Consider the following 18,638-nt stretch of genomic DNA (forward strand, 5'->3'; position numbering starts at 1 on the left):
CGGAATTTTTATGCAAGAACAGATAAAGAGGGGATTTCGAGCAAATCTTCAATCATCCAATCTGGTGCTAAGTCTTTTTGAGCAATGAGATGTTTCGGATTATACCAAATAGTCTTAATACCTGCATTTTTTCCACCCAAAATATCTGTAGCTAAAGTATCACCAACAATAGCAAATTCTTTGCTTTGAGCGTCCTCAATGTGATCAAAGACATAATCGAAAAATGCTTTTGAAGGCTTATGTTTACCAATTTCTTCACTAATAAAAATATCTTGGAAGTAACCAGCAATCCCTGATTCTAAAATACGTGGGCGAGAGACTTTAGATGTCCCGTTGCTGACAATATACATCTCGGTACCTTCTTGGTTAAGCTGATTCAGAAGTTCCATAGCATTGTCCATCAACTCATGCCCCTGAGCTAAATAAAGTTGGTACTCGGCATCAACAGCTGATGCATCGTATTCTTCATTCACTCCAAGCGCCAAGAAGGTATTGGCAAAACGGGTGGAGAGAAGGGTTTCACGACTGATTTCTCCTGCTTCATGACTGCGCCATAGAGCTTTATTTTCACGCGAATAGATTGCTCTATTTTCTGGGGTATCTTCAATGTGGTACTGCTCAAAAATTTTTCCTAAAGCCGTATATTCTGCTTTATCAAAATCGAGAAGTGTATTATCTATGTCAAAAAGTAGTACAGTCATTATCTTTCATCTCTTCCTAAAATTTATGATAAATCTAGTTTAACGATTTATGAGAATTTTTTCAACAAAAGAGCTTTTTTTATAATGATTCACTCCACACTACTTCCGTAAAAGAGCCACAGATTGATAAGGTTGTAAGCTATTCTTTTCATAAGAATCATAATTGTTTATAAAAACTTCAGCATTTTCAAAGCCTTTTGGTAATTCAAAGTCTACAGCATGCTGAGCAAAATTATTAAGAACAAGTAATTTCTGATTCGCATATTCTCGGATAAAAGCATAGATAGATTCTGATTTTTGGAGGGCAGCCTTGTAACTTCCTTCAGAAATGATTTTTTCTGCCTTCCTCAACTTAATCATCTCTTTATAGAAGTTATAAATTTCTCCCCCTTTATCTTTTTTCATATTTATATCTGTGTGTTTCCCAAGTTTAAGCCACGGTTGACCTTTGGTAAATCCAGCATTAGGTGAATCGTCCCACTGCATAGGTGTACGCGAGTTATCACGAGACTTACTTTGTACTATCTTAAATGCTTCCTCTTCTGTCTTACCTTGTTTTCTCAGTATTTGATAAGCATTTAATGTTTCCAAGTCCTGATAGTCTGTCACAGAATCAAACTCTGGATCTATCATTCCTATTTCTTCTCCCATATAAATAAAAGGGGTGCCTCGACTTAAGTGTATCGCTGCTGCTAACATGGTAGCCCCTTTGATTCGGAAATTTTTCACATCAACAAATCGATTTAGCGCACGAGGTTGGTCATGATTATTCCAAAAATTCGCATTCCAACCGCCGCCTTGATCCATTTTTTCGCCCCACTCATGCAGGAGATTCTTCAACTTCTGAAAATCAACAGGTGCTTTTGTCCATTTATTTCCATTTTCGTAATCTGTTTTTAGATGATGAAAGTTAAAAACCATGCTCAGTTCATTTCGTTCAGGCTGTGTATAAAGGATACTGTTCTCAATGGAGGTAGAGCTCATTTCGCCTACTGTTATCGAGTTTTTATCTTGACCAAAAGTTTCTCGGTTGAGCATTTTCAGGTATTCATGAGTAATCGGTTTATCCGTATATTCAAATTTCCCATCAAAGTCTGAATTATTATTAAGTAGTTCATCTTTTCCGATAACATTAATTACATCAAATCTGAAACCAGAAATCCCTTTCGCACGCCAAAAGTTAACTACTTTGAAAAGTTCTCTACGAACATTTTCATTACGCCAGTTTAAATCTGCTTGGCTCACGTCATAAAGATGGAGATAATATTTTCCCGTGTTTCCAAAAGGTGCCCAGGCATTTCCTCCAAATTTAGAAACCCAATCTGTAGGTTCGTCCCTTAAGATAAAGAAGTCTTGGTAGTATTTGTCCCCTGCTAATGCTTTTTGAAACCATTCATGCTCAATTGACACATGATTTAAAACCATATCTAGCATAAACTCGATACCAAGCTCTTTACCTCGAGCTACCATTTGATCAAAATCATCAAAAGTGCCAAATACTGGATCTATATTGACATAGTCAGAGATGTCATAGCCATTATCCTTTTGAGGGCTTGGGTAAAAAGGATTTAGCCAAACCATATCAATACCGAGCTCTGCTAAATAGGGTAATTTTTCGGTAATCCCTCTAAGATCTCCTGTTCCATCTCCTGTTGTATCCAAAAATGATTTAGGATATATTTGATAGATGACTTTTTCACTTAACGTCATAACTTTCTTCCTTTATTTTTACTTATTCGCCGCTGCTTTAAATACATTTTTCTTTTCAAGGCCAGTTCCCATCGTGTCGGTATCTTTAAAACCAAAGAACCAAACTAAAGTCATCGAAACTGCTATACAGACAGCTGTTGCAATCCAGAAATATATAAAGTTGTTAGGATTACCCGCAGCTTGGGTAAGTGGATTTGTTGTGGCAGCAAAGTTTGGGAAACCGATAAGTGACCCTGAGAAGCCATACATATGCAAGTCAAAGAGACCCGCAACGGCTGCTCCTGCTGCAGCACCAATCGAACTCATAATAAAGACACGTATATATTTTAAGTTAATACCGTACATTGCCGGTTCCGTTACACCACAAAAGGCAGAGATTGCTGCTGGGAGTGCTAAACCTTTGAGTTTTTGCTGACGTGTTTTAAGAAATACGGCTAAAGCTCCTGCACCTTGTGCCAACATGGTAAAAGATACAATCATATTGATATTGGATTCACCTGTTGTCACGATTTGTTGTGTCAAGATTGGGATAACAAGCCAATGCAAGCCAAAAATAACAAGGACTTGGTACAAACCACCAATAATCGCTCCAGCAATAGTTAAATTAAGGTTAATCAAACCAGTAATAACAGAGGCAAGAGCTGATGAAACGATACTAATCACTGGGCCAACTAATAAAAGAACGAGTGAGGCAACAATAAAGAAAGTAATCATTGGTACGAAAATTGAGCGAAGTGCCAAAGGCATATGTTTTTTGAGCCAATTTCCAATTGGTTTAGCCATCCACGCAGCAACAATGATTGGAAAGATAGTATAAGCATAGTTAGGAAGACTAACGGGAATGTTAAAATAACTGGTATTAAAGGTAACGCCAAATAATTCCATCACTACTGGCGCTTTTCCAGCAACAATTTCACCTTTTTCAATGATATTTGGTGCGGCCACAAGGCCTTGTAAAGCTGGATGAATCATAAAGCCACCAACGGCAGCAACAACAAAGGGATCCGAACCTAACTGCTTAGCCGCAGCATAACCGACTAAAACGGGTAGGAAATAGAAAGGAGCCATTGCCATAGTAGAAATAATAATATAGGTAGGATCAGTAGGACTAATAAGTTCAAAAATATGATTTCCTTTAACAAACATATTCAGAATACCGTTGATCATACCACCAGCTGCAAGAAGTCCTATAATGGGCATCATTGAACCTGTAATCGTTCCTACAACAACTTGGAATGCACGAATTAATGGATTTTTAGAAACTTCTTTATCCTCACCTTCCAACTTCTCACCGCTGTTCTCGCCATCAACTACGCGAGTGCCCAGCTGGGCCACAATTTCATCATAGACATCTTCAACAGCTTGTCCAATCACAACTTGATATTGACCGAGATTTGCATTATAAACAACTCCAGCTACACCATCCATTGCTTCTAGCTTTTCACTGTCAGCCTTATCTTTATCAACCAAGTAAAAACGTAAACGTGTGATACAGTGGATGACTTTTGTAATGTTTTCTTCCCCACCAACAGCCAAGATAATGTCTCTTGCTAGTTTTTTGTAATCTGCCATGACTTCTCCTTTTTATTTTGCACTCGCTTGTCCGAGTTTCTCACCTTCTTGCACACTGCCCTTTTGTACAGAAATCTTGTCTAATTTTTCCGCTGTGTTAGTTATTAAAACCATGCTTGTTAAGGGAAGTCCTGCAGTTTCCACTTGCTTCCAATCTACACTGCCAAGTTTATCGCCACCCTCAACCTTATCGCCGATTTTAGCCTTAATATCAAAAGGTTGTCCATTTAAACTTACGGTGTCAATCCCCAAATGGAGTAAGATTTCCAAACCATCTGCTCGCTTGAAACCAATCGCATGCCCTTGAACCAAAGTAATCTCTCCAGCAACTGGACTAACTACCACATTATTGGTTGGTTCTATGGCATAGCCATCCCCCATGACTTTTTTTGCAAACACAGGATCTGAAACTTCTTCCAGATCAATAACTTGCCCTGATAGAGGTGCGTATAGTGCGGTATCTTCACTCACACTTTTTTTCTTACCAAAACCTAACATCTATTCTTCTCCTTTAATAATAAAAACGATAACTTGTACGTACAAGTGCATAATAACAAAATGAAAGCGTTTTTGCAAGCGTTTATATTTTGACTTTATCTTGAAGCTCTTTTTTGTTACACTTAGGTTATGAAAAAGTATGAAACGATTCTTCGAGATTTAGAGAAAAAAATAGGTGAAGGAGTCTATCTCGAAAATGAACTTTTACCCAGTGAAAATCAGCTCACCGAGATTTACCAAACCAGTCGTGCTACAGTACGGCATGCGCTCAAAATATTAGAAGAAAACGGAATAATCCACCGCCGCCATGGTTTTGGATCTATTGTCATACCGCGCGAAAGACTGATGTTTCCTATCTCTGGTTTAACGTCATTCAAAGAACTAAAAGATTCTTTGAATTTCTCATCCTCCACAGAAATATTAATTTTTGAAAAAATTATTGTAGACAAGCAGCTCTCTGAGCTTTCTTTTTTTGCAGAAGGTGTTCAAGCTTATCACATACTGCGACGTCGAAATATCGATAACAATTTTGTTATTCTTGACCGTGATTATATTTTGGCTACAGTCGCTCCTGATATGACAAGGGATGCGGTTCAAAGTTCTCTTTATGCCTACCTTGAGAAACAACTTAATTTAGATATTTCCTATGCTCAAAAAGAAATTACTATTGATTTCGTCAATGATGAGGATAAAAACTACCTTGACTTACATCCGATGGATCGGCACGTTGTTAGTGTCCGAAGTCATGTTTATCTCGCCGATAATACCGTCTTTCAATACACAGAAAGTCGGCATCAAGTCGATAAATTCCGTTTTACTGAATTTTCAAGGCGACAAAAACATTAAAAAGACTAAACCTAAGTTTAGTCTTTTTAATTAATGACGAAAGTGTCTAATTCCAGTGAATATCATTGTGATACCATACTTGTCACATGCATCAATCACTTCTTGATCTCTAACCGATCCTCCTGGTTGGATGATTGCTTTAATACCTGATTTCGCAATTTCATCAATATTATCTGCAAAGGGGAAGAAAGCATCTGAAGCAAGCACTGCATTGTCTAATCCTTTTTCACTTGCCGCTTCTATAGCTATTTTCACAGAAGCAACACGATTAGTTTGTCCAGGTCCCACGCCTAAAGTTTGATGAGTGTTGGTTACGATGATTCCGTTAGATTTGACATATTTGACCGCTTTCCATGCAAACTCCAATGCTTCTCTTTGGGTATCATCAGGCTGTTTTTGTGTGGCTACAGTCCAAGATTCTGGATTTTCTTCGATAACATCTTGTTCTTGAAGAAGGATTCCTCCCAGAACGCCAGTCGGTACGGCATCTTTTTCTGACTGAGCAATTTGGGCAAAGTCGAGAGTAAGCAAACGAATATTTTTCTTTTTAGTCAAGATTTCCAAAGCTTCTTTTGAAAATAAAGGTGCTATAATTATTTCTAAAAATATTTTGCTCATTTTTTTTGCGGTTGCTTCATCTACTTCACGATTCAAGACAACAATGCCACCAAATATGGACACTGGATCCGCTTCATAAGCATAATCCCATGCTTTTTCAATCGTTTCAGCTTGTCCAATACCGCAAGGATTCATATGTTTTAAAGCAATGACTGTTGCTTTTTGTGTGAAATCACGCGCAATCTGCAACGCTGCATCTGCATCACGGACATTATTATAAGAAAGTTCTTTTCCATGCAGTTGTTTACTTTGTCCGATTGAATATGCTATAGGTAGAGCGGACTCATAAAAATCAGCTTTTTGCTGTGGATTTTCTCCATAGCGCATGCCTTGTTTTAAATCATAAGTTAAAGTTATTTTCTCTGGTTTTTCATCTTCATCAATGAACTTTTCAGTTAAGTATTCAGCAATCAAAGCATCATAAGCAGCTGTGTGCCGGAAAACCTTCGCTGCTAACCGCTGACGCAACTCCAAACTTGTTTCATTTTCTTTCTCAAGTTGCCCCAAAACTTTAGAATAGTCTGAAGGGTCCACTAGAACAGTTACATCTGCATGATTTTTTGCTGCTGAGCGTAACATAGAAGGACCACCAATATCAATGTTTTCGATAATTTTCTCATGGTCCGCGCCAGATAGAAGTGTTTCTTTAAAAGGATAAAGGTTGACGACTACCAAATCAATAGGAACAATATCATGTTCTTTCAAAGCTGACAAATGGCTCTTTAGGTCACGTCGAGCTAAAAGTCCCCCATGAATTTTGGGATGTAATGTTTTGACGCGTCCATCCATCATTTCAGGAAAATGCGTTACTTCCTCGATGGAAAGCGTCTTGATTCCCGCTTTATCGAGAGTATCTTTAGTCCCTCCTGTCGAGATTATTTCAAAGTCAAAGTTACTCAAAGCTTGAGCAAACTCCACAATTCCTTCTTTATCTGAAACACTGATAAGCGCACGTTTAGTCATTTTTATTCCTTCTTTTTTAATAGTATAACTTTTAATCAATATTATTTGTATTTTTACTGTCTTTGTTGAGTTGCTGTAGAACCTCTATATAGAGCGCGTGCTCTGCTTGATGTAGTTTGTTTTCATATTCTTGATATTCAGGACAGTAAGGAAGTTCCTTCTGAGCGAGTATTTCGCCCGTATCAACTCCAGCATCCACCCAATGCACGGTTATTCCTAATCCTTCTTTGGCTTTCCAAGACTCCTCTAAAGCATGAGCTGAACCCGCAAAATGAGGCAAATATGACGGATGGATGTTTATGATCCGTCCTTCATATGCTTTCAAAAGTGTCGGGCCAATAATTTTCATATAACCCGCAAGGCAAATTAAATCAATCTGATGATCCATCAGCATTTGGACGAGTGCCGCCTCATAAGCATTCTTATCTACAAAAGATTTGAGAGCAAAACTTAGAGAAGTTACATTTAACCTCTTCGCTCGTTCGAGAACATAGGATTTTTCCTTGTCGGAAAATACAAGCTTGATTTGCTCTGGAAAAGCATGGGCCAGTGCCTCAAAATTAGAACCTGAACCTGAGGCAAAAACAGCTATTCTCATTTTATAATTACCGCCTGATCTTCACGGGAAATGATTTTACCAATTTCATAAGTTTCTATCTTCTGCTGGACAGCCTCAACTTCTTTTGAATCAACAGCTAACACCATCCCTATACCCATATTGAAAATCTGATACATTTCATCATGTGGAACTTTTCCATATTTTTCTAAAGCTTTAAAAATCGGTAAAACTTCCCAGCTTCCTTCTTTAATATCAGCTGCTAAATGATCCGCAAACATACGGGGGAGATTTTCATAGAAACCACCACCGGTGATGTGGGCGATGCCTTTAACTTTATTTTCTTTTATTAAAGGCAGAAGTTCTTTTACATAAATACGCGTAGGCTCCAAGAGTTCTTCAATAAGCGGGCGATTCAGCTCAGGCAAAGTTTCTTCTAGATTAAAATCAGCAAATATCTTGCGTACTAAAGAATAGCCATTCGAATGAATCCCCGATGCTGGTAAGCCCAAAAGGACATCTCCTTCTTGCACGTTTTTAGGACCATCAATCAAAGCAGATTTTTCAGCAATTCCAACTGCAAAACCTGCAAGATCATATTCCTCACTGTTGTACATATCAGGCATTTCTGCAGTTTCCCCACCGACTAGAGCGGCACCTGACTGTAAACATCCTTGCGCTACACCAGAAACAACATGTTCTAGTTTTTCGGGTTGGTTTTTGCCCGTTGCGATATAGTCAAGAAAATAAAGAGGTTCTGCACCAGCTGCTACGATGTCGTTCACACACATCGCTACGCAGTCAATCCCAATCGTATCGTGCTTGTCAGCCTCAATAGCAAGGATGAGTTTTGTACCGACGCCGTCTGTTCCTGAAATTAAAACAGGTTCTTTAACGTCTAAAACTGAGAGGTCAAAAGCTGCACCAAAGCCTCCCAAACCACCGAGAACCCCTAGTCTTTTCGTCATTTCAGCATGTTTTTTTATACGGCTTACCACTTGGTAACCCGCTTCCACATCGACTCCTGCCTTAGCATAAGCGTTTTTAGACATTTTCTCCTCCTAATGATTTCAAATAGTTTGCTTCATAATCGTAAAGTGGTGTAGGATAAACTCCATCAAAATATGATAGACATAAATTGTCATGACCAATAGCTTCAACCAGACCAGCTTGGCTTAAGAAAGTGAGACTATCGGCTTCAATAATTTGACAAATTTCATCAACCGAATGGTTTGCCGCAATAAGCTCCTCGCGCTTCTGAATATCGATTCCATAGAAACATGGATAAGCAAGAGGCGGACTTGCAATGACAACATGGACTTCAGCAGCTCCTGCATCTTTAAGTAGACGAACAATACGTCTGCTGGTCGTCCCTCGAACAATTGAATCATCAACCATAATTACTTTTTTTCCTTCAACAACACTTGAAACAGCTGAGAGCTTCATACGTACGCCTTGCTCCCTTAACTCTTGTGTAGGTTGAATAAAGGTACGGGCAACATATTGATTCTTAATAAGGCCCATCTCATATGGCAGTCCCGACTCCTCAGCATAGCCTGAAGCGGCTGAAAGTGAAGAGTTAGGCACACCGATAACCATATCAGCATCTACTTGTGCTTCCCGTGCCAAAATGCGCCCTGATTGCTTCCGTGCCGTGTGCACGTTCACGCCAGCTATGACGCTATCAGGTCGTGCAAAGTAGATATACTCCATAGAACAGATTTGAAGATTAGTTGCATTCGTAAATTGTTCTACATGTAAGCCTTGATCGTTAATCTCAATGATTTGACCCGGTTTAACTTCTTGTACAAACTCAGCTCCAATAACATCAAATGCACAAGTTTCACTTGCAACTACTAGGGCACCGTTTGCCATTTTCCCGATAGACAAAGGACGAAAGCCATTCGGATCCAGTGCCGCAATCAGAGAGTTTTCTGTCATTAAGAGGTAAGCAAAGCCGCCTTTTACAGTATTCAGAGCCTCCTTAACTTTTCCCATAAATTCTGGGTGATGGCTTCGGCGAATAAGATGTACCAATATTTCCGTGTCAGAACTTGATGAAAAGATCGCTCCCTGTGCTTCAAGTTCACGACGAAGAGAGGTTGCATTGGTTAAATTACCATTATGTGCCAAACCAAGCTGGGCATCTTGAAATTTAAAAAGAAAGGGTTGTATATTGTTGAGCTCGGCAGAACCCGCTGTCGCGTAACGCACATGGCCCATCGCAGCTTGGCCTGACAGCTTAGTCAAATCTTTTTCATCACGAAAAACTTCTGTTACGAGACCTAAATCTCGATGGCGTTGAAGTTTGCCCCCATCATTTGACATGATTCCAGCACCTTCCTGCCCCCGGTGCTGGAGCGCATGAAGGCCAAAATAGGTTAATTGTGCAGCTTCAGGATGACCCCAAATGCCAAAAACACCGCATTCCTCATTTAAGGATTTTACTTCATAAGGCATGGAATAGCTCCTTCATAGATCACTTTAGCATCCTCTGTTGAGAAGTTTATATCTCCATCTTTGGCTTTAATTTTCATTTCTGGATTTTCAGTAACTTGCCCTAGCTTGGTTGCTTTTGAACCAAAAAGTTGTTCAAATTTTTCTTTGTTTTCAGATTGAATCGAAAGAAGAAAACGACCTTGAGTTTCTGAAAAGAGTTGGGCTACTGTGCCATCAAATGCTACGGAGAACCCTTTGTTGTTGGCAAATGCAGATTCTGCAAGAGCAATGGCTAAGCCACCTTCTGCTAAGTCATGAGCTGACTGAACAAGACCTGATTGGATTGCTTTCAATACTAGATCTTGGTTTTCCTTTTCAGCATCTAAATCAAAAGATAAAGTACCTGAAATTTTACCTGTCATCATTTTTTGAATTTCAGAGCCAGAGAAATCATCAGACGTATCTCCGATGATGTAGATTAAATTACCACTTTCTTTAAAATCTTGTGTAGTAATGTGCTCAACATCATCAATCAACCCTACCATACCAATCATCGGAGTCGGCAAAATAGCTTGACCTTTTGTTTCATTGTAAAGGGAAACATTTCCAGAAATAACGGGTGTGCTTAAGTTTCTACATGCCTCTGAAATACCATCACAAGCTTTACTTAATTCATAAAATTGTTCTGGTTTCTCTGGGTTTCCAAAGTTAAGACAGTCCGTAATAGCCAAAGGTTTACCCCCAGAGGCAACAATATTTCTTGCTGCTTCTGCCACAGCTATTTGTCCCCCGATTTCGGGATTAAGATAAAGATAGCGCGCATTACAGTCTGTTGTCATGGCTAAAGCTTTATTGGTGTGTCGCAAACGAATAACTGCAGCGTCCGATCCGGGAGCTACCACTGTATTTGTCATTACACGACTATCATATGTTTCATAAATACTGCGCTTGCTGGCAATCGTCGGCTGGCTCAGCAAATCTTTGAAGACTTGTGTTGCATCTGAAATAGCAGGAATAAACTTGCCTTCTTTTTCAAATTCAGCTATACGTGCTGGTTCTTGCATTTCACGATAATAAACAGGTGCGTCTTCAGCCAAAGAGTCCACAGGGATTTCTGCTACTTTCTCTCCATGATGGAACAAGGTATACATGCCATCATCCGTTACTTGGCCTATATTGACAGCGTCAAGATCATATTTCTTGAAAAGTTGGACAATTTCTTCTTCATGGCCTTGCTTAATACAAAGTACCATACGTTCCTGAGACTCTGACAGCATCATTTCGTAAGGGGTCATCCCTGTTTCACGCTGAGGAACTTGGTCTAAATTAAGCTTCAAGCCTGAACCCGCTTTTGAAGCCATCTCTGAAGTTGAAGAAACTAGACCAGCTGCACCCATATCTTGAATACCTACAAGGATATCCGAATGATTGTGAATTACCTCTAAGCAAGCTTCTAGCAAAAGTTTTTCTAAAAATGGATCTCCCACTTGAACTGCTGAACGTTGTGTTTCTGATCCTGATCCAAATTCTTGCGAAGCAAAGGAAGCACCATGAATACCGTCACGTCCTGTTTTCGCGCCGACATACATGATTGTATTTCCTATACCTTTGGCTTGTCCTTTTTGGATATGCTTATGTTCAATCAAGCCCACACACATCACATTTACCAAAGGGTTTCCTGTATAAGATTCATCAAAAGCAATTTCACCACCGACCGTTGGGATACCAATACAGTTCCCATAACCAGCTATTCCTGCTGTTACACGCTCAACAATATGTCGTGTTTTAGCATTGTCAATCTGACCAAAACGAAGGCTATCCAAAAGCGCTACTGGACGAGCTCCCATAGAAAAGATATCGCGAATAATACCACCTGATCCCGTCGCTGCACCCTCATAAGGTTCCACATAGCTTGGGTGGTTGTGTGATTCTGCTTTAAAAACGACAGCCCACTCATCGCCGATGTCTACAACACCCGCTCCTTCTCCAGGTCCCATCAAAACTTGCGGTCCTTCTGTTGGAAATTTTCTCAAAACACTTTTCGAGTTCTTATAACAGCAATGTTCTGACCACATCACCGCATACATTCCCGTCTCTGTAAAGTTTGGTAAGCGACCACCAAGAATTTCATCCTTTATCTTTAAATACTCTTGATCAGTCAAGCCCCATTCACGATAAATTTTTGACGTTTGGATTTCTTCTGGACTCATTTCAACGTTCATTTAGGAGCTCCTTCTTCTACAAAATTTTTCAAAATGCTTGCAAACATTTTTTTACCATCATCTCCGCCAAGAAGGGCTTCAACAGCTCTTTCGGGGTGAGGCATCATGCCTAATACATTTCCTTCAGGGTTACAAATACCCGCGATATCCATGTTTGATCCATTCGGATTTCCATTACTATAGCTAAAAACAATCTGCCCATTTTCCTTTAAGGCAGCCAAGGTTTCTTCATCTGCGATATACTTGCCCTCACCGTGTGCAATCGGCAAACTAATAATTTCGTCTTCTGAATACTCACTAGTGAATTTCGAAGCAGCATTTACTTTTAAATCTTGCCACTTAGAGACAAACTTTAGGCTATCATTTTGAATTAAAGCGCCTGGTAATAATCCTGCTTCAATAAGAATTTGGAAGCCATTGCAGGTCCCAAAAACAGGTTTCCCTTCAGCTGCTAGGCGCTTGATTTCTGGCATAATATTAGAAAAAGAAGCAATTGCACCACAACGTAAGTAATCTCCATAACTAAAACCACCAGGAATTAAAACAGCATCAAATCCACTAAGTGAACTTTCTTCATGCCAAACAAACTCTGCTTCAGACTGCATCACATCACGAATTGCCCAGAGTAAGTCAAAGTCACAATTAGACCCTGGAAATTGAATCACTGCAAATTTCATTCACTCACCACCTCAACTTTGTAAGTTTCCATGTTTGGATTTGCCAGTAACTTTTCTGAAATTTCGTCAATTTTTGCAAGTGCTTCTTCAGCTTCAGCATCTATTTCAATTTCGAAGTACTTTCCTACACGGATATCTTGAATTTCAGAATAACCGAGCTTCTGAGTTGCTGACTTGATTGCTTGCCCTTGAGGGTCTAAAATTGATTTTTTATAGGTCACATAAACTTTTACTTTGCTCATTTTAATTTCCTTATACACTTTCTTTATTGGTTTTTAGTATTATTTTTAAAGCGATTTTTTATCTTGTAAGGCTTCCAAGACACGACTATAAACTTCAATCAAATCACCTATATTACGACGAAAGACGTCCTTATCTAAGTGATTTCCCTCTGCATCCCAGAGACGACAAGTATCTGGAGAAATTTCATCGGCTAAGATAATCTCCCCAGCCGGTGTACGTCCAAATTCTAGTTTAAAGTCTACTAAGCTTAAACCTATTTCTGACCATATTTTTTTAAGCAACCCATTAATTTTAAGTGTTTCTTCTTTTATGAACTTCAGCTCTTCCTGAGTGGCAATATTGAGAAAATAAACATGTTCATCATTGATAAATGGATCATCAAGCTGATCAGACTTGTAATAAAATTCAATGATGGGTTGAGGAAGAACTTCCCCCTCTTCCAAGCCAAATCTTTTAGCAAAGGAACCTGCGACACGATTTCTTAAGACAACTTCTAGTGGAATAATTTCAACTTTATGATTCAATTGTTCGGTATTAGATAGTGACTCGATGAATGTTGTTCGGATATTTTCGGAATTAAGTTTTTGGAAAATCAATGAAGTTATTTGATTATTAAGTGCCCCTTTACCTTTAATTTCCTCTTTCCTTTTACCATTCAAGGCTGTAGCATTGTCACAATATTCAACCCAAATCACTCCTGAGTCCTCTGTTTCATAAAGCTTTTTAGCTTTTCCTTCATAAAGTAAGTGTCCCTTTCTCACAATATGCCTCCTATTTATTTTATAATCTTATTCTAACCTTATTTATAAAACAAAAAAAGATATTACTTGTGAAAGTAATATCTTTTTTAAATATCATTCGCCTTTTACGAACGTTTGTAAAGTATTTCAAATTCTTCGCAGACAACATCCATGTTTGGAGAAAAACAGTCCATCTCCCGGAAAAACTGTTCATGTACCCGCCGCCAATGGGCTAAACTGCGATCACCTTCTCCTTCTTTGAAGGCATGGTCCTCTGTAACTTTATCAAATTTAGCAATATAAACCTTACTGGTTTGAATTGCGACCCGAGGGCGACCTTTCCCATCCAGTAAAATTTCGTATCTGCCATCAACAGCAGGCAGAAAATCATCTGGGCCATAGTCTGCCAAAGCACTTGCTGTTGCTGTTTTTTTCCCTTGAAGGACCAATTCTAGTAATTCATCTGCCATCTCGGGACTATTGCCAAAAGCCCAAGCGTCACTAAAATTCTCGGGATTTAGATTTGCTTCTTCAATAAATTTTGCGTACATATTTCGTCCATTCTTTTTATAACTTTAATTGCATTTTATATTTTTTTAAAAGTTGTTTTCTTTGAGGAACAGCTTGCCCTGACAAGAGTACGTAGCCTCGATGTTCAAAGAAATAACGAGCCATTATGGAAACATCTACATTTGTTACGGGTATATCTTTATACTATAATATTCTCAGATTGCCAGATCAAATTTTAGTTGGGGGCTCACTGGCTCATAGTCTACTAATTCAAAATCTTCGGGTTTAATATCAAAGAAATTCGTACCATCTGGAACATTCAAAACGAGACGGGGTTCTTTTTCAGCAGCTGTACGTGACAATAGCTCATTGGCTTGTTCAAATTGGTTATCATAGATATGTAAGTTATTAATGAAGTAGAAAAACTTACCCACTTTCCAACTAAAATGCTTAGCCAGCATCATTTGTAAGGCGACATATTGCATCGCATTGATATGGTGGGCGACAAGCATATCGTTAGAGCGTTGAATCAAGGTTGCATCCAGATAGATTTGCCCGTCAGCTTCACGTCGCACATCAAACATCGTTTGAAAAGCACAGGGTAAAAGACCCTCTGTTTCTTCAAAATCTTCATACTGCCAAAGGTTAATAATATTACGGCGATTCCACGGATTTTTTTCTAATCCTTCTAAAAGTTTACCGATAATATTATATTTCTTGACAGTTGCACCATAGCGTTGACCGATTGTTCCATCACCAATGCCCCACTCAGCCCAGTATTTCACACCATATTTGTCTTCAAGCACACTCAATTCGCTGGTTTGGTCTTGATAAATCCACATCAATTCTTTAATGGCTGTTTTTATAGGGATACGACGAAGAGTAGTGATTGGAAATTGGTCTTTTTCAAGATCATAAGTTACGAAAGATCCTGTAATATATTTACTATTAGCTGTTTGGCCATTTTTATATTTTGGACGTGCATTTTCAGAGAACACGCCATTTTCGAGGATATTACTGATATTTTCTTTGAAGATTTTGTCTGCGTAGGTCATATGTCCCTCTCTTAAAGTGTCATTTATTTCTGACTAACATTATACCATATTCTACATTAATCGTTTAAAGCTTAGAACTAATAAGCTTTGTTGTCTTTCGTTGTTTTGTTATAATATAATTAAATGAAAAAAGAAAAACTTCTCTCACCGTTTGCTGTTTTTCTCTTAGGTATAAACAGTATTATTGGGTCGGGCATCTTCTTGCTCTCTGGACACATTTATAACAAGGCTGGAATCTATAGTCTGCTTGCTATTGCAGCGGCCGGCCTCTCTATCTTAGTCATTGCCCTTTCTTATGCAAATATGAGTAAACTCTATCCTGAAAGTGGTGGCGCTTTTGTCTACGTCAAAAATATCTTCGGGCCTTTTGCTGGGTTCATTATTGGGATGTTGACATGGATGCTTGGTGTCGTCACACTGGCAACTGAAGTTTCCGCCTTGATGACTGCGCTTCAGATGATCTATCCTCATGCGAATGGGAAGTTAATAGGCCTTATCCTCTTGCTCCTTTTAGCGCTGGTCAGTTTTTTTGGAGCTTCTATTTTAAACAAGTTAGATAGCCTTACTTCACTCGTTAAAATCTTAATCATTGCTATTTTTTCTTTGACCTGTATCTGGCTCTTTCGTGGGGCGAACTTCACTGCTCAACCTACATTATCGAATGTCAGTCCCTTGCAAGGTTTTATTAGCGCTTATGGTACAGCATTCTTCTTCTATACAGGATTTTCATTTTTACCTGTCAATGCGGATAAAATCAAAGATCCGTCTAAGACTCTTCCTAAAATGCTTACTTGGGTTATCTTGACTTGTACTTTTCTTTACCTTTTACTTCAAACTATTACAATCGGAGCTCTAGGCTCATCTCTCCCTGATAGCCTTGTTCCTGCTGCAAGTGCTTTTAGTCAAGTTGTTGGCGCTATTGGTGTACCCCTTATCATATTTGCGATTTGTATCTCAATCTTCGGTGTTGCTGTCGCGGCTTCCTTTAATACTACCACTATTTTAGTTAGCCTCGCTCAAGCACATGAGGACGTGCCTATGCGAGTAGCTAAAAGTAATCGCTTCGGGGCTCCCGGTATCGCTGTGGCCCTTACATTTTTAGGAGCGGTTTTACTCTATCTAAGTGGGAACTATTTGTTCCTTTCTGGGCTGACAGTCTTTATGAGCTTTGCCCAGTACCTTTCTACTGGTTTTGCGAATATCAAGAAAAAGTTTATGTTTATTGGTCTGGGTACTGTTCTCTTCTCACTTGTACTGCTCTTTAGTTTTACAGTACAAGTTCTAACCGTGGGATTCAGTATCGTGATTGTCCTTTCCCTAGCTTATTTCTTTTCTCAAAAATTAGCACGACAAGAAAAAATTAAAAAGATGTAAAAAGCTGGGCAATTATGCCCAGCTTTTTATGCCTTTTCACTAAGAAATTCCCAGCGTTCATATTTTTCTTCTAGATCAGAAGTCACCTGATCCAATTCTTTTTGTAAGTCAGAAAGCATACCGGCATCTGATCCGTTTTCGTTCATAGCTGTATCTATTTCTTCGATACGTGCTTCTAATTCTGCGATTTCATCCTCAATCGATCCCCACTCTTGTTTTTCTGCCCATGTCATACGTGGTTTACTTTCCTCACGTACACGTGTATCCACCTTAGGAGCTGATTCTTCTGCAGGGATATTTTCTTTTGTCAGCAGATAATCACTGTAAGCGCCAAAAAGATGCTTAATTTCTCCGTTTTCAAAAGCTAAAAGTTCATTTGACACTTTATCTTGGAAATAGCGGTCATGACTCACAGTGATAACAGCGCCGGGGAATCTTGAAAGAAAATCTTCTAAAACGGTTAATGTTGCAATATCTAAATCATTTGTCGGCTCATCCAAAAGTAAAACATTAGGTTGAGTCAGCAATATTTTCAATAAATAAAGGCGTTTTTTCTCCCCACCAGAAAGCTTACGAATCAAAGTTCCATGCGTACTTCTTGGGAATAAAAATTGCTCTAAAAGATTAACAATCGAAATCGATTCGCCACTTGTATTTTGACTGGCAGATGCAACCTCTTCTAGGAAGCTAATAATACGTTTGTCTTCTTCCAAACCTCGAATTTCTTGGCTAAAGTAACCAATCTTGACTGTTTCTCCAATATCCATTGTTCCTTCAGTCAATTCAAGTTCACCAGCAATAATATTAAGAAGGGTTGATTTTCCGACACCATTATCACCAACAATGCCCACACGACTTTTGTTTTGTACTATCCAGTTAAGGTTTGAAAATATCTCCTTGTCTGGGAAAGCAAAACCAGCATTTTCAAAGTTTATTACTTTTTTACCCAAACGTGTCGTCGCTAAGCTGATATCTACATTTCCCAAATCTTTATCCGTCCGAACATCTTCTTTCAGATTTTCAAAACGATCTATCCGAGCTTGTTGTTTTGTGGCACGTGCTTGAGGAGACTTACGAATCCAAACCAGCTCAGACTTATAAAGTTGCTGATTTTTATGTAAACTTGCAGCTTCACGTTCCTCATCTTCTGCCCGTTTGGCCAAATAGTCTTGATAGTTTCCTTGGTACTCTTTAAGTTTGGCTTTATCCAATTCAAAAATACGGGTGGCGACATTATCTAAAAAGTAACGATCATGGGTTACAAAAAGCACTGTGCGCTTACTATTTTTCAGATAATTCTGTAACCAAGAAATCGTATCCACATCGAGGTGGTTTGTAGGTTCATCTAGCAAAAGCAAGTCAGATGGATTAACCAGTGCTTGAGCCAACTGAACACGGCGCTTTTGTCCTCCAGAAAGCGAGCCAATTTTTGAAGAAAAATCCGGCAGTTTAAGTTTCGTTAATACCGTTTTCACATCAGCTTCTACTTGCCAAGCATTTAGAGCATCCATATCTGCCTGTGCACGCTCAAACTTTGATAAATCTTCAATATTTAAAAGGGCTGCTTCATAGTTTTTAATGGCTCTCATCTGTGGCAGCGAATCATCGAGAACGGTATCCATGATACTCGCTGTATCGTCAAAAGCCGGTTCTTGTGTTAAATACGTAATCTTATAGTCTTGTGGATGAGTAAAAGGAGAAACATCCCCATCATAACCTTGTACTTCAGCAATAATATTCAGTAAAGTTGTTTTCCCTGTACCATTTGTCCCTAATAAACCAATGCGGTCTAAATCATGAATTATAAATGAAATTTTATCAAAAAGAGTTTTATCACCAACACTTTTAGTCAATTCCGATGCTAAAAAATCTGCCATTGTTCTTTAAATCCTATCTTTCTCTCTGAAACACTCT

The 18,638-nt window shown here is 38.9% G+C and carries 17 protein-coding genes; 2 read left to right on the plus strand and 15 right to left on the minus strand.

Going from position 1 to position 18,638, the window contains the following annotated elements; genetic code table 11:
• Positions 1-8 precede the first annotated feature (8 nt).
• The 4 genes from I6G50_RS04360 to I6G50_RS04375 form a co-directional block, all read right to left on the minus strand.
• Entirely contained in the window at positions 9-701 is a 693-nt protein-coding gene (locus I6G50_RS04360; protein ID WP_197909286.1) for a YjjG family noncanonical pyrimidine nucleotidase, read from the minus strand.
• A gap of 99 nt (positions 702-800) precedes the next feature.
• Entirely contained in the window at positions 801-2,411 is a 1,611-nt protein-coding gene (treC, locus tag I6G50_RS04365) for an alpha,alpha-phosphotrehalase (RefSeq protein WP_197909287.1), read from the minus strand.
• An 18-nt stretch (positions 2,412-2,429) separates the two neighbouring features.
• Complete coding sequence (locus tag I6G50_RS04370) at positions 2,430-3,983, minus strand: PTS transporter subunit EIIC (protein ID WP_197909288.1); 1,554 nt, start codon at positions 3,981-3,983, stop codon at positions 2,430-2,432.
• A 12-nt stretch (positions 3,984-3,995) separates the two neighbouring features.
• Complete coding sequence (locus tag I6G50_RS04375; protein WP_197909289.1) at positions 3,996-4,481, minus strand: PTS sugar transporter subunit IIA; 486 nt, start codon at positions 4,479-4,481, stop codon at positions 3,996-3,998.
• A 129-nt stretch (positions 4,482-4,610) separates the two neighbouring features.
• Here I6G50_RS04375 and treR point away from each other — a divergent pair, with 129 nt between their 5' ends.
• Complete coding sequence (treR, locus tag I6G50_RS04380) at positions 4,611-5,327, plus strand: trehalose operon repressor (protein ID WP_004260362.1); 717 nt, start codon at positions 4,611-4,613, stop codon at positions 5,325-5,327.
• A gap of 30 nt (positions 5,328-5,357) precedes the next feature.
• Here the strand turns inward: treR and purH are convergent, their stop codons facing one another.
• The 10 genes from purH to I6G50_RS04430 form a co-directional block, all read right to left on the minus strand.
• Positions 5,358-6,908, minus strand: coding sequence for a bifunctional phosphoribosylaminoimidazolecarboxamide formyltransferase/IMP cyclohydrolase (purH, locus tag I6G50_RS04385; protein ID WP_197909290.1), 1,551 nt, complete (start codon positions 6,906-6,908; stop codon positions 5,358-5,360).
• A gap of 31 nt (positions 6,909-6,939) precedes the next feature.
• On the minus strand, positions 6,940-7,506 hold the full coding sequence (gene purN / locus I6G50_RS04390; RefSeq protein WP_197909291.1) for a phosphoribosylglycinamide formyltransferase: 567 nt from the start codon (positions 7,504-7,506) through the stop codon (positions 6,940-6,942).
• Positions 7,503-8,516 carry a phosphoribosylformylglycinamidine cyclo-ligase gene (gene purM / locus I6G50_RS04395; RefSeq protein WP_197909292.1) on the minus strand — a complete coding sequence of 338 codons (1,014 nt, stop codon included), beginning with the start codon at positions 8,514-8,516 and terminating at the stop codon, positions 7,503-7,505. The genes purN and purM overlap by 4 nt, the downstream gene beginning before the upstream one ends.
• Positions 8,509-9,924, minus strand: a complete 1,416-nt coding sequence (purF, locus tag I6G50_RS04400; RefSeq protein ID WP_197909293.1) for an amidophosphoribosyltransferase — start codon at positions 9,922-9,924, stop codon at positions 8,509-8,511. Before purF ends, purM begins: the two co-directional genes overlap by 8 nt.
• Complete coding sequence (gene purL / locus I6G50_RS04405) at positions 9,909-12,125, minus strand: phosphoribosylformylglycinamidine synthase subunit PurL (RefSeq protein WP_197909294.1); 2,217 nt, start codon at positions 12,123-12,125, stop codon at positions 9,909-9,911. The genes purF and purL overlap by 16 nt, the downstream gene beginning before the upstream one ends.
• The gene (purQ, locus tag I6G50_RS04410) at positions 12,122-12,802 is read right to left on the minus strand and encodes a phosphoribosylformylglycinamidine synthase subunit PurQ (RefSeq protein WP_197909295.1); all 681 of its coding nucleotides are present in this window, start codon (positions 12,800-12,802) and stop codon (positions 12,122-12,124) included. The genes purL and purQ overlap by 4 nt, the downstream gene beginning before the upstream one ends.
• Complete coding sequence (purS, locus tag I6G50_RS04415; RefSeq protein WP_197909296.1) at positions 12,799-13,044, minus strand: phosphoribosylformylglycinamidine synthase subunit PurS; 246 nt, start codon at positions 13,042-13,044, stop codon at positions 12,799-12,801. The genes purQ and purS overlap by 4 nt, the downstream gene beginning before the upstream one ends.
• A gap of 45 nt (positions 13,045-13,089) precedes the next feature.
• Entirely contained in the window at positions 13,090-13,806 is a 717-nt protein-coding gene (purC, locus tag I6G50_RS04420; RefSeq protein ID WP_197909297.1) for a phosphoribosylaminoimidazolesuccinocarboxamide synthase, read from the minus strand.
• A 104-nt stretch (positions 13,807-13,910) separates the two neighbouring features.
• Positions 13,911-14,336, minus strand: coding sequence for an ASCH domain-containing protein (locus tag I6G50_RS04425; protein ID WP_004260399.1), 426 nt, complete (start codon positions 14,334-14,336; stop codon positions 13,911-13,913).
• 174 nt (positions 14,337-14,510) lie between these two features.
• On the minus strand, positions 14,511-15,350 hold the full coding sequence (locus I6G50_RS04430; protein WP_197909298.1) for a thymidylate synthase: 840 nt from the start codon (positions 15,348-15,350) through the stop codon (positions 14,511-14,513).
• A gap of 123 nt (positions 15,351-15,473) precedes the next feature.
• Between I6G50_RS04430 and I6G50_RS04435 the strand changes: the two genes are divergently transcribed.
• Positions 15,474-16,724 carry an APC family permease gene (locus I6G50_RS04435; RefSeq protein ID WP_197909299.1) on the plus strand — a complete coding sequence of 417 codons (1,251 nt, stop codon included), beginning with the start codon at positions 15,474-15,476 and terminating at the stop codon, positions 16,722-16,724.
• A gap of 26 nt (positions 16,725-16,750) precedes the next feature.
• Here the strand turns inward: I6G50_RS04435 and I6G50_RS04440 are convergent, their stop codons facing one another.
• On the minus strand, positions 16,751-18,601 hold the full coding sequence (locus I6G50_RS04440; RefSeq protein WP_197909300.1) for an ABC-F family ATP-binding cassette domain-containing protein: 1,851 nt from the start codon (positions 18,599-18,601) through the stop codon (positions 16,751-16,753).
• Positions 18,602-18,638 lie beyond the last annotated feature (37 nt).

Origin of the sequence: Lactococcus garvieae (assembly GCF_016027715.1) — a bacterium.
Classification (GTDB): Bacteria; Bacillota; Bacilli; order Lactobacillales; family Streptococcaceae; genus Lactococcus; species Lactococcus garvieae_A.

Excerpts from the sequence above, each read along its gene's own strand:
- I6G50_RS04360 (WP_197909286.1), bottom strand. The coding sequence starts at position 701 with ATGACTGTACTACTTTTTGACATAGATAATACACTTCTCGATTTTGAT.
- treC (WP_197909287.1), bottom strand. The coding sequence starts at position 2,411 with ATGACGTTAAGTGAAAAAGTCATCTATCAAATATATCCTAAATCATTT.
- I6G50_RS04370 (WP_197909288.1), bottom strand. The coding sequence starts at position 3,983 with ATGGCAGATTACAAAAAACTAGCAAGAGACATTATCTTGGCTGTTGGT.
- I6G50_RS04375 (WP_197909289.1), bottom strand. The coding sequence starts at position 4,481 with ATGTTAGGTTTTGGTAAGAAAAAAAGTGTGAGTGAAGATACCGCACTA.
- treR (WP_004260362.1), top strand. The coding sequence starts at position 4,611 with ATGAAAAAGTATGAAACGATTCTTCGAGATTTAGAGAAAAAAATAGGT.
- purH (WP_197909290.1), bottom strand. The coding sequence starts at position 6,908 with ATGACTAAACGTGCGCTTATCAGTGTTTCAGATAAAGAAGGAATTGTG.
- purN (WP_197909291.1), bottom strand. The coding sequence starts at position 7,506 with ATGAGAATAGCTGTTTTTGCCTCAGGTTCAGGTTCTAATTTTGAGGCA.
- purM (WP_197909292.1), bottom strand. The coding sequence starts at position 8,516 with ATGTCTAAAAACGCTTATGCTAAGGCAGGAGTCGATGTGGAAGCGGGT.
- purF (WP_197909293.1), bottom strand. The coding sequence starts at position 9,924 with ATGCCTTATGAAGTAAAATCCTTAAATGAGGAATGCGGTGTTTTTGGC.
- purL (WP_197909294.1), bottom strand. The coding sequence starts at position 12,125 with ATGAACGTTGAAATGAGTCCAGAAGAAATCCAAACGTCAAAAATTTAT.
- purQ (WP_197909295.1), bottom strand. The coding sequence starts at position 12,802 with ATGAAATTTGCAGTGATTCAATTTCCAGGGTCTAATTGTGACTTTGAC.
- purS (WP_197909296.1), bottom strand. The coding sequence starts at position 13,044 with ATGAGCAAAGTAAAAGTTTATGTGACCTATAAAAAATCAATTTTAGAC.
- I6G50_RS04425 (WP_004260399.1), bottom strand. The coding sequence starts at position 14,336 with ATGTACGCAAAATTTATTGAAGAAGCAAATCTAAATCCCGAGAATTTT.
- I6G50_RS04430 (WP_197909298.1), bottom strand. The coding sequence starts at position 15,350 with ATGACCTACGCAGACAAAATCTTCAAAGAAAATATCAGTAATATCCTC.
- I6G50_RS04435 (WP_197909299.1), top strand. The coding sequence starts at position 15,474 with ATGAAAAAAGAAAAACTTCTCTCACCGTTTGCTGTTTTTCTCTTAGGT.
- I6G50_RS04440 (WP_197909300.1), bottom strand. The coding sequence starts at position 18,601 with ATGGCAGATTTTTTAGCATCGGAATTGACTAAAAGTGTTGGTGATAAA.